A 12,720-nucleotide genomic window follows, 5' to 3' on the forward strand; every position below is an offset into this window, starting at 1 on the left:
GCCGCGGCCGTCAGCGTCCTCGGCGCCGCCGGCGGCGGGTTCTCGGGTCCGGGACCTCCGTCACCTGCTCCTCCGGCGAGGTTTCCGGCGCCGCCGTGCGGGCGGCCGGGTCCGTCAGGCCCAGCATTTCCGCCGCCAGCTGTTGCGAACTCGCGAACATGCCCGTCGGGGCCTCGCTCGCCCGGCGCAGTGCCGACGGGCGGAGGCGGTTGTAGCCGCGGACCGTCACCGGGCGGCGGGCGCGCAGCTCGTACGCCTTCTCCTCGGCCAGCTCGGCCGCCAGCTCGCGGTCGACCAGGATCGTGCCCGGGCGGGCCACCGACGTCAGGCGGGCCGCCAGGTTGACCACCGAGCCGTACACGTCGCCGAAGCGGGACAGGATGCGGCCCGACGCCATGCCCGCGCGGACCGCCGGCAGCGTCTCGTCCGCCGATGTGCGCTCGGTCAGCGTCAGGGCTATCTCGGCCGCGTCGACCGGGGCGTCCGCCACGAACAGAACCTCGTCGCCGATCATCTTGACCACCCGGCCGTGGTGCTCGGCGATCACCTCCGTGGCCAGCGTCTCGAAACTGTCGAGCACCCGGCTCAACTCGTCTTCGCCGATCTGGCGCGTCAGCCGCGTGTAGCCGACCATGTCGACGAACCCGACCACCTCGGTGCGGGTCTCCAGGTGCTCGTCCGAAGCCGCGAACGCACGCCCCGCGTACGCCGCCAGGTGGCGGCGCCAGACGAAGTTCTGCACGCGCTCCAGGTCCGGCAGCAGCCGGTCGACCAGGCGGGTGACCTGGCGCTCGCTGCGGGCCAGCTCCGGCTGCTCACGGATGAGCTGCCACAGCATGTCGACCTGCCACTCGGCCAGCCGCGACAGGTGCTGACCGAGCGCGCGCGTCACCGACACCTCGATGCTGGGGTCGATCAGGCCCGACTGGACCAGCTGGTCGGCCGTCCGCATCGCCTCGACGTCGGCGTCGGTGAAGACCACCTCGTCGTCACGGACGGTCGCGAAGCCCAGCGCGCGCCAGAGCCGGCGTGACCGCTCGTCGGGCACGCCGGCCTTCTCCGCCACCTCGAGCCGGGTGTACTTGCGCCGGCCGCCGAGCAGGACGCGTTCGAGCCGCTGCTGCAGTTCCTCGCTCGGATCCGTCACGTCAGGTCGTGTGGACGATCAGCACGTCCACGCCGGACTTGCGGGCCACCTCCGACGGCACCGAGCCCAGGATCCGGCCGGCGATCGTGTTCAGCCCGCGGTTGCCGACCACCAGCAGGTCGGCCTCGCGCTCCTTGACCACCTTGCGCAGCGAGTCGACCGGGTCGCCCTTCACCGCGACGGTGTCGATCTTCTCCGCGCCCGCGCGTGCCGCCCGGTCGCGCGCCGACTGCAGCGTGTCTTCGGCCGGGGCCGAGCCGACGACTTGGTACGCCTCGTCGCCGAGGGCGTCCTGAGCCTTGTCAACGTCGGACTGGCTCGCCGGGTAGAACGCACACGCGATGACGAGCGTGGCGCCCGCGTCGCCGGCCACCGCCGCCGCGCGGTCCACCGCCGCGAACGAGGACTCCGAGCCGTCCGTGCCCACCACCACGGTCCGATATGCCGCACCCATGCGCAAAACCTCCAGGTGATCCCGCGTGAGCAGGGACGATAGCCGGTCGGTACCGACCACGCAGGCTCGTCCGCGCCCGTGTCGGGTGGAAGGTTACTCGCCAGTCGCTTTCTGCGCTCCGCTTGCCCGCGGAGCCGGCTTCGGCGCCGCTTTGGGTGACACTGCGGGGGCCGCTTTGGGTGACACTGCGGGCGCGGCCTTGACCGCGGCGGGCTTGGCTGCGGGCTTCGGCTTCGGCACGTCGGAGGCGCGGATCCGGATCGTTTCTTCGACGTCGGGGACCCGGACGGTCTCCTCGGTCCCGGCGGGCTTCTCGTCCGCCACCAGGTCGGCCTTGACGTCGGCGGGCACCTTGACGTCGTCGCCGAGGACGGTGTGCGCCTCGGCCAGCACCGCCCGCGCCGCGCGCACCTGCTCGGCGAGGCCGCCGCGGACCTTCCGCAGCGCGTCGACGCGCTCGTTGGCCTGGGTGATCCGGCGGTTCGACTCCTCCGTGGCCGCCGTCACGCGGCGCCGCGCCTCGTCGGCGGCCTCCGCGAGCCGGGCGTTGGCCTCGGTGATCGAGTCCTGACGGCGCTTGTTCGCCTCGGCGACCGACTCCCGCTGACGGCGGTCGATGTCGGCCTTCGCGGCTTTCTCCTCTTCGAGGACCTTCGCGCGGATGTCGGCGGCGTCCTGCGTGGCCTCCTGGACGCGCCGCGCGGCCTCGGCCTTGCTCGCCGCCTCCTGCTCGGCCAGCACCCGCATCGCCTCGGTGCGGCGTGAGGCCATCGCGATCTCGAAGTCCTCTTCGACCTTGGTGCGGCGCTCCTGCGACTCGGTGTCGAGCCGCTTGCGCTCCGCCTCGGCCTCGTCGGTGATCTTCTTGGCCTGCGCGCGGGCGTCTTCGAGGACCTTGCGGTGCTCGGCTTCCATCTCCTTGCGCCGCAGGTCGAGCTCGGTGAGCAGCTGCTCGTAGCGGGCGCGCATGGCGCTCGCGTCCGTCTCGGCCTTGGCCCGGATGTGCCCGGCCTCGGCTTCGGCGCGGGCGCGCGTGTCGGCCGACTCGTCCTGCGCCAGGCGCAGCATCCGCTGCAGCCGTTCGGAGAGGCCTTCGACGCTCGTCGGCGGCTGCGCGAGCCGGTCGACCTGCCCGCGCAGGTCCGCGATCTCGCCGCGCGCGATCTCCAGCTGGCGGGCGAGGTCGCCCGCCTGCGCGATGGCGGCGTCCCGATCCGCGGTGAGCATCTTCAGATCGGCGTCCAGCCGTTCGAGGTGCTCGTCGACCTGCGCTCGGCTGTACCCGCGCTTCGCCACGTCGAAGCCGGCTCCCAGCGGCACAAGCTCCCGTTCATCGCCAAGGCTCATGGGGCCTACCGTAGCCGGAGTCCGGTCACGGAAGGGTGAGCACCCGGGCGGTGCGCCCAGCGCGCCGTTCGCCGCGGCGAAAGGAAGCACCGGAAACCGGTGGTTCTCCGGGCATTCCCGACGCCGGGAGCGAGCGGGCTCCCGGCGTCGTCACGGCCCGGCTCAGGCGCCGCGGAACGCGTTGATCGCGTCGAGGTGCTTCGCGCGCTTCTCCTCGTCGCGGACGCCGAGGCCTTCCTGCGGGGCGAGCGCGAGCACGCCGACCTTGCCCTGGTGGGCGTTGCGGTGGACGTCCAGCGCGGCCTGCCCGGTCTCCTCGAGCGCGTACGTCTTCGACAGGGTCGGGTGGATCAGGCCCTTCGCGATCAGCCGGTTCGCCTCCCAGGACTCGCGGTAGTTGGCGAAGTGGGAGCCGATGATCCGCTTGAGGTTCATCCAGAGGTAGCGGTTGTCGTACTGGTGCAGGTACCCGGAGGTCGAGGCGCAGGTGACGATCGTGCCGCCCTTGCGCGCGGCGTAGACGGACGCGCCGAAGGTCTCCCGGCCGGGGTGCTCGAAGACGATGTCCGGGTCCTCGCCGCCGGTCAGCTCGCGGATCCGCGCCCCGAAGCGCTGCCACTCCTTCGGGTCCTGCTCGTCGTCGTTCTTCCAGAACTTGTAGCCCTCGGCGCTGCGGTCGATGATCAGCTCGGCGCCGAGCTTGCGGCAGATCGCCGCCTTCTCCGGGCTGGACACGACGCACACGGGAATGGCGCCGCCGTTGAGCGCGTACTGCGTCGCGTAGGAGCCGAGGCCGCCCGAAGCGCCCCAGATCAGGACGACGTCACCCTGCTTCATGTCGGCGCCGTTGCGCGAGACGAGCTGGCGGTAGGCCGTCGAGTTGACCAGCCCGGGGGAGGCGGCCTCTTCCCAGGTCAGGTGGTCCGGCTTCGGCATCAGCTGGTTGGCCTTGACCAGGGCGATCTCGGCGAGGCCGCCGAAGTTCGTCTCGAAGCCCCAGATCCGCTGCTCGGTGTCGAGCATCGTGTCGTTGTGCCCGTCCGGGCCCTCGAGCTCGACGTTCAGGCAGTGCGCGACGACCTCGTCGCCCGGCTTCCAGTTGTGCACGCCGACGCCGGTCCGCAGCACGACACCGGACAGGTCCGAGCCGACGACGTGGTACGGCAGGTCGTGCCGCTTGGCCAGCGGCGAGAGCTTCCCGTACTTCTTGAGGAACTTGAAGGTGGGGATCGGCTCGAAGATCGACGTCCACACGGTGTTGTAGTTGATTGCGCTCGCCATCACCGCGACGAGCGCCTCGCCCGGCCCCAGCTCGGGGACGGGGACGTCGTCCACGTGCAGCGACTTGCGGGGGTCCTTGTCCCGGCTCTCGAGGCCCTCGAACATATCGACCTCGTCGGCGCGCACGGTTACTCCGCGGTAGCTCTCGGGCACGGGCAACGAGCCGACCGCGGCGGACTCGCCGGTCAGGATGGCCTGCTGGATCTCGCCGAGCTGCGTCATCGGTTCCTCCGCGGAGATGGGGGATGCGTTGGCGGCAGAAATTACTCGCGGGTAACACGCGTCCACAACTGTACGAGACGGACAGCACGATTACACGCCGAACTGCGCGCGGCCGGTCTTGACCGGCTGGCCAGTCAAGCGGATGATTGATGTCCTGATCAGCACTTTCACCGACGGAGGTGAGCACGGATGAGTGAAGTCTCGACGCGCGCGTGGACCCGGCCCCACGACTGGGCCGAGGTCGTCATCGGGGTGGTCGCCGCTCTTTCACCCCTTTGGCTGAGCACGGACTCGACCGCGATGTGGACGATGGTCGTCCTGGGCGCCTTGATCGCACTCGACGGCCTGGTGTCGCTCGCGATGCCGGGCATGGTCTACGGCGAAGGCATCCAGATCGCGCTCGGCGTGCTGCTGTTCATCGCGCCGTGGGTGATGTCGTACACGGAGTTCAACGGCGCGTCCTGGACGTCCTGGATCGCCGGGGTGCTGACGGTCATCGCCGGCGCGGCGGCGATGCCGGTCGCGAACGCCGCGCACCGCACGGCAGGCCAGCACTGACGACCCAGGAGGCACGGGAATGACCGAGGATTCGGCGAAGGAGCGCATCCTCCGCGCCGCCGAGGCGCTCTTCGCCGAATCCGGCTTCGACGCCACCCCGACCTCGCGCATCGCCGAGCAGGCCGGGGTGCCGAAGGGCCTGGTGCACTACTACTTCCGCCACAAGTCGGACCTGCTCACGGCGCTCGTCGCACGCCTGCCCGACGAGCGCATCGAGCCGGCGGTGGTGGTGGTCCCGGGCGATCTGGCGGGCAGCCTGCGCCGGCTGGTCCGCGAGCTCGACCACCGGTTCAGCAGATCGTTGGGGCTGTCACACCTGCTGTGGCGCGAGGCGGACACGCACCACGTGGTCCGCGACGCGTTGCACGAGCGCTTCCAGGTCCTGGTCCGCCAGGTCCGGGCGGTGATCGTGGCGGCGACCGGCGGTGGGGTGCCGATGGCTGACGTCGACCGGGCCTCGGGGCTGCTGGCGCGGGCGGTGAGCCATCGGCACGCGACGGCCCGGCATTCGGAGGACGACCTGCCTGCCGAGTTCGACGGTGAGTTGACGTTCATCGCCGACGCTTTGGTGTCCAAGAGGGCGCCGGCGTAGGGCGTTGAGGTGAGCGGACCTGCGGAGCGCGGGTTCGGGTGCCGGAGCGCCTGCTCGGCGTATGAGAGCGGGCGTGGTTCGCGGGGCACCCGGGGCGCGGATTGCTGTCCGCAGGGGCAGCAGGGCGCGGACGTGCAGGCGCAGCGTGCCGGACCCGTCGCGCGGGTGGGGCTCGGCCGCGCCCGGAAACGCTGCTGCAGCCGTGCGGGGAGTGGCCTTGCCGCTTCCTCCTGGGCCCCGCCCCGCCCCCCGCCCCTCCGCCTCCGCCTCGCCTGGTTGTCAACGGGGTGACCTTCGCCCGCGCCGGAGTTGTTGCGCCCGAACGGGTCGGCTCAGTGCGCTGCCGCGTTCTTGGCCGGCTCCACCAGCTCCACCAGGACGCCGCCCGCGTCCTTCGGGTGGACGAAGTTCACCCTGCTGTTCGACGTTCCCCTCTTCGCCTCCTCGTACAGCATGCGCAGGCCCTTTTCGCGCAGGGCCGCCGCGGCTGCGTCCACATCGGACACGCGGTACGCCAGCTGCTGGAGTCCCGGACCGCTCTTGGACAGGAACTTGCCGATCGCCGAGTCGTCGCGCAGGGGGGCCAGGAGCTGGATCTGCGTCTCCGTGCCCGCCGTGCCCGGTGCGCGCAGCATCGCCTCGCGGACTCCCTGCTCTTCGTTCACCTCCTCGTGCGCGACCTCCAGGCCGAAGTGCGCGCGGTGGAACTCGATGGCCGCGTCCAGGTCCGGGACCGCGATGCCGACGTGGTCGATGGCCGTCACGAACGGCCGCAGGGCGTCATCCATGGAGGCAGGATAGGGGGCCCGCGCGCCGCGGTGAGGCGGAATCGTCGCGTGCCCCGCCTCACACTGGCTCCATCAAGAAGCCCTGCTCCCGGGTATGGTCGGGAAAACTGCCCATGCGCCGATGCTTGGAGGACGCCGTGTCCGGTTCCGTGATCCTGGGTGCCGCCCGTACGCCGATCGGGCGCCTGCTGGGCTCCCTCAAGGACTTCACGGGCGCCCAGCTGGGCGGGGTCGCGATCAAGGCGGCCCTCGAACGCGCCGGGGTCTCCCCGGACGCGGTCCAGTACACGATCATGGGCCAGGTGCTGACCGCCGGCGCCGGCCAGATCCCGGCCCGCCAGGCCGCCGTCGCCGCGGGCATCCCGATGAGCGTGCCCGCGCTGACGATCAACAAGGTCTGCCTCTCCGGCCTCGACGCCATCGCGCTCGCCGACCAGCTCATCCGCGCCGGCGAGTTCGACCTCGTCGTCGCCGGCGGCCAGGAGTCGATGACCCAGGCGCCGCACCTGCTGCCCAAGTCCCGCTCCGGCTTCAAGTACGGCGACACCACCCTCGTCGACCACATGGCCTACGACGGTCTCTTCTGCGCCTTCGACCAGGTCGCCATGGGCGCCTCCACGGAGAAGTACAACTCCCGCTACGGCGTCACCCGCGAGCAGCAGGACGCGTTCTCCGCCCGCTCCCACCAGCGCGCCGCCGAGGCCATCAAGAACGGCTACTTCGCCGACGAGATCGCGCCGGTCTCCATCCCGCAGCGCAAGGGCGACCCGGTCGTCTTCGACACCGACGAAGGCGTCCGCGCCGACACCACCGCCGAAGGCCTCGCCAAGCTGCGCCCCGCCTTCGCTTCCGACGGCACCATCACCGCGGGCTCGGCCTCGCAGATCTCCGACGGCGCCGCCGCGGTGGTCGTGGCCAGCAAGGCCAAGGCCGAGGAGCTCGGCATCACGCCGCTCGCCGAGATCGGCGCGCACGGTGTCGTCGCCGGCCCCGACGCGAGCCTGCACGAGCAGCCGTCGAACGCCATCCTCGCCGCGCTGGCGAAGGCCGACCTGACCGCCGACGCGCTGGACCTCGTGGAGATCAACGAAGCCTTCGCCGCGGTCGGGCTCGTTTCGACCGAGAAGCTCGGCCTCGACCCGGAGAAGGTGAACGTCAACGGCGGGGCCATCGCTCTCGGCCACCCGATCGGCGCCTCCGGGGCCCGGCTCGCCGTGCACCTGATCCACGAGCTGCGCCGCCGCGGTGGCGGGCTCGGCGCGGCCGCGCTGTGCGGCGGCGGCGGCCAGGGCGACGCCCTCCTGCTGCGGGTGCCGTCCGCGTAAGTGCCCGGACCACTCGACCCCGACGACCTCGTCGGCCGCGCGCGGGACGGGCAACCCCGTGCCGTCGCGCGGCTGCTGTCGCTCGTCGAGGACGCCCACCCCCGCGTCGCGGAGATCGCGCGGGCGCTGACCCCGCACACCGGACGGGCCCGGGTCGTCGGGCTGACCGGGCCACCCGGCGTCGGCAAGTCGACCTCGACCTCGGCACTGCTCACCGCGTTGCGCGCGGAGGGCAAGCGGGTCGGGGTGCTCGCCATCGACCCGTCTTCGCCGTTTTCGGGCGGCGCGCTGCTCGGCGACCGGATCCGGATGACCGAGCACGCCACCGACCCCGGTGTCTTCATCCGCTCGATGGCCACCCGCGGACACCTCGGCGGCCTCTCCTGGGCGACGCCGCAGGCGGTGCGCGTGCTGGACGCGGCCGGGTTCGACGTCGTGCTGATCGAGACCGTCGGCGTCGGACAGTCCGAAGTGGACGTCGTAAAGCTGGCCGACACGACGGTGGTGCTGCTCGCGCCGGGGATGGGCGACGGCATCCAGGCCGCGAAGGCAGGCGTGCTCGAGATCGCCGACGTCTTCGTCGTCAACAAGGCGGACCGCGACGGCGCCGACGCCACGGTGCACGACCTCAAGCAGATGATGTCCCTGGCCCGGCGGGAGATCCGGGGGGCGAGCTGGCGCCAGCCGATCGTGCGGACCGTCGCGGCCAAGGGCGAGGGCGTCGACGAGGTCGTGCGGGCGCTGACCGCGCACCACGACTGGCTCGTGGCGCACGACGAGCTGGCCCGGCGCCGGGTGGCCCGGGCGCGCGACGAGGTCGAGGCCATCGCGCTCCGGCGGTTGCGCGCCGAGCTGGTGGACCTGCGCGGCGGGGGACGGCTCGCCGGCGTCGCCGAGCGGGTCGTGGCCCGGGAGCTCGATCCGTTCGCCGCGGCGGACGAGCTGATCGCGGACCTCCGGGGGTAGCGCGGAGGCGAGGCGGGTGAGCAGGAACCGTGCCACCGCAACGGTTCTTCGCCGGAAATCCATGTGTACTCCCCTCTTCGGCGGCGGGTTTGCCGCGTGCCGATCATCTTGCGCGGGGGGTCCGACAATTCCCGGGGTGCGGGCGCCGAGGTTCACCCGACCGGCTGACGAGGGCGACTTTCGCGGGTTCTGGCTGTCGGTGCCGGGCCCTAGACTGCGGGGCGCTCCGGAACCGGGCGATCACTGGGAGGGCGTGCAGGATGAAGAAGACACTGCTCACCGCGCTGGCGGCAGGCGCGTTGTTCGTGGCCGGGAACGGCGTCGCCGCGGCGGCCGACGCCCCGCCGCCGAAGACGACCCACGGCCCCTGCCAGTACACCGAAACCCCGGACGAGCCGCCCGCGCGGCCGGTGCCGCTGCCGCCCGACCCGCGGCACACGCCGAGCCACGGCAAGGTCGACGTCGCGATCCCGACCAGCCAGGGCGCGCTCCCGCTGCGCCTGGACCGCGCGAAGGCGCCGTGCACCGTGCAGAGCTTCCTGCACCTGGCCCGGCACCGGTTCTACGACCACACGGTGTGCCACCGGCTGACCGCGTACCCGACGTTGAAGGTGCTGCAGTGCGGCGACCCGACGGCGACCGGCGAAGGCGGGCCGGGCTACAAGTACAAGGACGAGCTGCCGGTCGACCTGCCCCCGGCGCCGACCGACCCGACCGGCGCCCGGCGCGTCTACGCGCGAGGCCTGCTCGCGATGGCCAACGCGGGGCCGGACACGAACGGCTCGCAGTTCTTCGTCGTGTACGGCGATTCCGCGCTGCGGCCGAACTACACGGTGTTCGGCACGGTCGGTGCGGAAGGGCTGAAGACCCTCGACAAGGTCGCGGCCGGCGGGATCCAGCCGACCGCCGACGACCCGGCGCCGGTCGACGGCACGCCGGTGCTGCGGACGGAACTGCTCCGCGTCCGGCCGGACTGCTGGTTCTGACGGTGGTCGCGGGCCGCTCCGGGTGGGCGGCCCGCGGGCATCTCGTGTGCTTTGCGGGGCATCACGTGTGTAGGGGCGGGCTTCATGCGTGATTGGAGGGGCATCACGTGTGATTGGAAGGGCATCTCACGTGACTGGGAGGTCGACTCGCGTACCTGGAGGGTCGGCCTGCGTACCTGGAGGGTCGGTTCGCGTGATTGGGGGCGGGGACTCGTGTGATTGGGGGCGGAAGTGGGAGGTCAGGGGGTTATTTCGGCTAGGGCTTCTACCAGGTTTTGGGTTGCGCCGGTGAAGGCGTGCTTGGGGGTTGCGGCGTAGCCGACGATGAGGCCGCCGGGGCCGTCGGGGGTCATCCAGTGGCGGGACAGGCCCTCGATGCCGATCGCGCGGCGGCGGCAGGCCGCCAGGGCCGTCGCCTCGGACGGGCCGTCCGGGGGGAGCATCAGCAGCAGGTGCAGGCCCGCCGCGATGCCGTGCGGGCGCACCGAATCCGGCAGGGCCGCCAGCAGGCGCGTGCGGCGCGAACGGTACTCCGCGCGGCTGCGGCGGACGTGCCGGTCGTACGCGCCCGAGTCGATCAGCTCGGCCAGGGCCAGCTGGTTCAGCACCGCCGGGCGCGAGCCGCTGTCGGCCATCGCCGCGCGGACCGGCTCCACCAGCGAGCGCGGCAGCACCAGCCACGCCAGCCGGAGCGCCGGGGCGAGCGTCTTGCTCGCCGTGCCCGCGTACACCACCCGCTCCGGCGCCAGCGCCTGCAACGCCCCGACTTGCTGGCGGTCGAAGCGGAACTCGCCGTCGTAGTCGTCCTCGAGCACGTACGCGCCCGAGTCGCCGGCCCAGCGGGTCAACGCCGTCCGGCGGGCCGGGGCCAGCGTGACGCCGGTGGGGTACTGGTGCGCCGGGGTGACGACCACCGCCGGACTGTCCAAAGCGGACACGTCGAGGCCGTCGCCGTCGACGTCCACCCCGACCACCCGCGGGCCCTGGGCCGCCGCGATCGACCGGTACAAGCCCAGTGACGGGTTCTCGAACGCGAGCTCGCCGACCCCCAGGCCGGACAGCGCCCGGGACACCACCGCGATGGCGTGGGAAAACCCGTGGCAGACGACGATCCGCGCCGGGTCCGCCACCACCCCGCGAGCCCGGGCCAGGTAGCCGGCGAGGGTGTCGCGCAGCTCCGGCGCGCCCAGCTCGGACTCGTAGCCGAACGCCGCCGCCGGGGTCCGCAGCAGGGCCCGCCGGGTCGCGGTGAGCCAGGCCTGTCGCGGGAACGCCGTCAGGTCCGGCCTGCCCGGCCGCAGGTCCCAGCGCGGGGCCGGGTCGCGGGGCGCCTGCCGCGGCGCGGACTGGGGCAGCGATCCCGCCGTCGCCACCCGGGTCGGCGCGCCCTGGGCCGTGTGCAGGTAGCCCTCGGCGGCCAGGTCGGCGTACACGCGGGTGACCGTGCCGCGGGCGACCCCGAGGTCGTGGGCCAGCGCGCGGGTCGAGGGCACCGCCGCGCCCGGCTGCCACCGGCCGTCCCGGATGGCCGCGCGGATCGCCGCCGCGAGCCCGGTCCGGCCGGACGAGGGCACCCAGCCGAGGTGGACGTCCAGCCCGGAACTGGACCACGAATCCGTCATGTCACTGGACCATACCCGTGGACCAGTTCGCACTAGCGTGGACGGCATGACGAAGCGAATCGGACTCGGGCAGTCGCCCGAGCTCTACCAGGCGATGGCGAACCTGCAGGCCGAGGTGAACAAGGCCGGCGCCAACGCGGGACTCGACCCCAAGCTGCTGGAACTGGTGAAGACGCGCGCGTCGCAGATCAACGGCTGCGCGTACTGCCTCGACATGCACTCCCGCGACGCGCTCGAGCTGGGCGAGTCGCCGCGGCGGCTGTTCGTGCTCGACGGCTGGCGCGAGACCGACCTGTTCACCGAGCAGGAGCAGGCCGCCCTCGCCCTCACCGAGGCGATGACCAAGCTGTCCGCGACGCAGACCGTGCCCGACGACGTCTACGAGCAGGCCGCGAAGGTGTTCACCGAAGACCAGTACCGGGCGGTGGCGTGGGAGATCATCGCCATCAACAGCTGGAACCGGATGACCATCACCAGCCACACCCCGCTGCCGAAGCGGGACTCGTGACCGCCGCCGCGCTCCGGGCGCTGCACGTGCCCGGCAAACCCGTGGTCCTGGCGAACGTCTGGGACGCCGACACCGCGAAGCTCGTCGAGGCCGCCGGGTTCCCGGCCATCGCGACCAGCTCGGTCGCGGTGGCGGCGGCCCTCGGCTTCCCCGATGGCGAGAAGGCGCCCGCGGACGAGATGTTCGCCGCCGCCGCGCGGATCGCGAAGGCGGTCGGCGTCCCGGTGAGCGTCGACGCCGAGTCGGGTTACGGCCTGTCCGGCGCCGAACTGGCGGGCCGGCTGCTCGACGCGGGCGTCGTCGGCTGCAACTTCGAGGACACCGACCACGCGACCGGCGACGTCCGGCCGGTCGCGGAGCAGGCGGCCCGGATCGCCGCCCTGCGCGAAGCGGCGGGCGACGGCCTGGTGATCAACGCCCGCGTCGACTCCTTCCGCGGGGTGGACGCGAAAGAAGCCCTCGCCGACGGCGTCGCGAGGGCGAAGGCGTACCTGGACGCGGGCGCCGACTGCGTCTACCCGATCCACCTGCGCACGCCGGAGCTGATCGCGGAGTTCGTGCGGGGGACCGGCGGTGCGGTCAACGCGCCGGTGTGGCCGGGCAGCCCGGGCCTCGAAGGCCTCGCCGAACTGGGGGTGGCGAGGATTTCGCTGGGCGGCGGGCTGTGGCAGTACGCCCGCAAGCACCTGGAAACGACGCTCGCGGGCGTCGCCGAAGGAAAACTGCCGTACTGATGGCCGAAGGCCGCCGCGAGGGGATCGGGAACACCCTCGCGACGGCCATCGGGGTCGGTGGAACTAGGGCCTGTATCGAAGTGGGTCAGAGCCATTCGTTGATGGCGGCGATGTGGATGGTGGCTTCGTAGCGGGCGGCGAGTTTGTCATAGCGGGTGGCCACCCCGCGGTGGCGTTTGAGGCGGTTGAT

Annotated in this window: 13 protein-coding genes; 7 read left to right on the forward strand and 6 right to left on the reverse strand. The window is 72.4% G+C overall.

Annotated features, from left to right (window positions below; all coding sequences use genetic code 11):
• Positions 1–10 precede the first annotated feature (10 nt).
• The 4 genes from ACLJPY_RS48240 to ccrA form a co-directional block, all read right to left on the reverse strand.
• A complete protein-coding gene (locus ACLJPY_RS48240) occupies positions 11–1,147 on the reverse strand; it encodes an adenylate/guanylate cyclase domain-containing protein (protein WP_410597738.1) in 1,137 nt (378 codons plus the stop codon).
• Between the two features lies 1 nt (position 1,148).
• Positions 1,149–1,601, reverse strand: a complete 453-nt coding sequence (locus ACLJPY_RS48245) for a universal stress protein (protein ID WP_354808118.1) — start codon at positions 1,599–1,601, stop codon at positions 1,149–1,151.
• Positions 1,602–1,694: 93 nt separating this feature from the next.
• A complete protein-coding gene (locus ACLJPY_RS48250; RefSeq protein ID WP_410597750.1) occupies positions 1,695–2,921 on the reverse strand; it encodes a chromosome segregation protein in 1,227 nt (408 codons plus the stop codon).
• Between the two features lie 189 nt (positions 2,922–3,110).
• Entirely contained in the window at positions 3,111–4,451 is a 1,341-nt protein-coding gene (ccrA, locus tag ACLJPY_RS48255; RefSeq protein WP_410597739.1) for a crotonyl-CoA carboxylase/reductase, read from the reverse strand.
• Between the two features lie 189 nt (positions 4,452–4,640).
• Here ccrA and ACLJPY_RS48260 point away from each other — a divergent pair, with 189 nt between their 5' ends.
• Together ACLJPY_RS48260 and ACLJPY_RS48265 are read left to right on the forward strand one after the other, a co-directional pair.
• Positions 4,641–5,009: an SPW repeat protein gene (locus tag ACLJPY_RS48260; protein ID WP_410597740.1), complete on the forward strand. Its 369-nt coding sequence runs from the start codon at positions 4,641–4,643 to the stop codon at positions 5,007–5,009.
• 19 nt (positions 5,010–5,028) lie between these two features.
• Complete coding sequence (locus tag ACLJPY_RS48265; protein ID WP_410597741.1) at positions 5,029–5,601, forward strand: TetR/AcrR family transcriptional regulator; 573 nt, start codon at positions 5,029–5,031, stop codon at positions 5,599–5,601.
• A gap of 332 nt (positions 5,602–5,933) precedes the next feature.
• Here the strand turns inward: ACLJPY_RS48265 and mce are convergent, their stop codons facing one another.
• Positions 5,934–6,389: a methylmalonyl-CoA epimerase gene (gene mce, locus ACLJPY_RS48270; RefSeq protein WP_410597742.1), complete on the reverse strand. Its 456-nt coding sequence runs from the start codon at positions 6,387–6,389 to the stop codon at positions 5,934–5,936.
• A 137-nt stretch (positions 6,390–6,526) separates the two neighbouring features.
• On the opposite strand from mce, the gene ACLJPY_RS48275 reads away from it, so the two are divergent.
• The 3 genes from ACLJPY_RS48275 (at position 6,527) to ACLJPY_RS48285 (ending at position 9,666) form a co-directional block, all read left to right on the forward strand.
• Complete coding sequence (locus ACLJPY_RS48275; RefSeq protein WP_410597743.1) at positions 6,527–7,714, forward strand: acetyl-CoA C-acetyltransferase; 1,188 nt, start codon at positions 6,527–6,529, stop codon at positions 7,712–7,714.
• Entirely contained in the window at positions 7,715–8,680 is a 966-nt protein-coding gene (meaB, locus tag ACLJPY_RS48280; protein ID WP_410597744.1) for a methylmalonyl Co-A mutase-associated GTPase MeaB, read from the forward strand.
• 260 nt (positions 8,681–8,940) lie between these two features.
• Positions 8,941–9,666: a peptidylprolyl isomerase gene (locus ACLJPY_RS48285; RefSeq protein WP_410597745.1), complete on the forward strand. Its 726-nt coding sequence runs from the start codon at positions 8,941–8,943 to the stop codon at positions 9,664–9,666.
• Positions 9,667–9,905: 239 nt separating this feature from the next.
• Here ACLJPY_RS48285 and ACLJPY_RS48290 read toward each other — a convergent pair whose 3' ends face one another.
• Positions 9,906–11,288, reverse strand: coding sequence for a PLP-dependent aminotransferase family protein (locus ACLJPY_RS48290; RefSeq protein WP_410597746.1), 1,383 nt, complete (start codon positions 11,286–11,288; stop codon positions 9,906–9,908).
• Positions 11,289–11,334: 46 nt separating this feature from the next.
• Here ACLJPY_RS48290 and ACLJPY_RS48295 point away from each other — a divergent pair, with 46 nt between their 5' ends.
• Together ACLJPY_RS48295 and ACLJPY_RS48300 are read left to right on the forward strand one after the other, a co-directional pair.
• Positions 11,335–11,796, forward strand: a complete 462-nt coding sequence (locus ACLJPY_RS48295; RefSeq protein WP_410597747.1) for a carboxymuconolactone decarboxylase family protein — start codon at positions 11,335–11,337, stop codon at positions 11,794–11,796.
• Positions 11,793–12,530 carry an isocitrate lyase/phosphoenolpyruvate mutase family protein gene (locus ACLJPY_RS48300; protein ID WP_410597748.1) on the forward strand — a complete coding sequence of 246 codons (738 nt, stop codon included), beginning with the start codon at positions 11,793–11,795 and terminating at the stop codon, positions 12,528–12,530. The genes ACLJPY_RS48295 and ACLJPY_RS48300 overlap by 4 nt, the downstream gene beginning before the upstream one ends.
• Positions 12,531–12,720: the final 190 nt, after the last annotated feature.

Origin of the sequence: Amycolatopsis sp. lyj-23, from assembly GCF_046549135.1 — a bacterium.
In the GTDB taxonomy this organism is placed as follows: domain Bacteria; phylum Actinomycetota; class Actinomycetes; order Mycobacteriales; family Pseudonocardiaceae; genus Amycolatopsis.

Excerpts from the sequence above, each read along its gene's own strand:
- mce (WP_410597742.1), bottom strand. The coding sequence starts at position 6,389 with ATGGATGACGCCCTGCGGCCGTTCGTGACGGCCATCGACCACGTCGGC.
- ACLJPY_RS48245 (WP_354808118.1), bottom strand. The coding sequence starts at position 1,601 with ATGGGTGCGGCATATCGGACCGTGGTGGTGGGCACGGACGGCTCGGAG.
- ACLJPY_RS48285 (WP_410597745.1), top strand. The coding sequence starts at position 8,941 with ATGAAGAAGACACTGCTCACCGCGCTGGCGGCAGGCGCGTTGTTCGTG.
- ACLJPY_RS48290 (WP_410597746.1), bottom strand. The coding sequence starts at position 11,288 with ATGACGGATTCGTGGTCCAGTTCCGGGCTGGACGTCCACCTCGGCTGG.
- ACLJPY_RS48295 (WP_410597747.1), top strand. The coding sequence starts at position 11,335 with ATGACGAAGCGAATCGGACTCGGGCAGTCGCCCGAGCTCTACCAGGCG.
- ACLJPY_RS48265 (WP_410597741.1), top strand. The coding sequence starts at position 5,029 with ATGACCGAGGATTCGGCGAAGGAGCGCATCCTCCGCGCCGCCGAGGCG.
- ACLJPY_RS48260 (WP_410597740.1), top strand. The coding sequence starts at position 4,641 with ATGAGTGAAGTCTCGACGCGCGCGTGGACCCGGCCCCACGACTGGGCC.
- ccrA (WP_410597739.1), bottom strand. The coding sequence starts at position 4,451 with ATGACGCAGCTCGGCGAGATCCAGCAGGCCATCCTGACCGGCGAGTCC.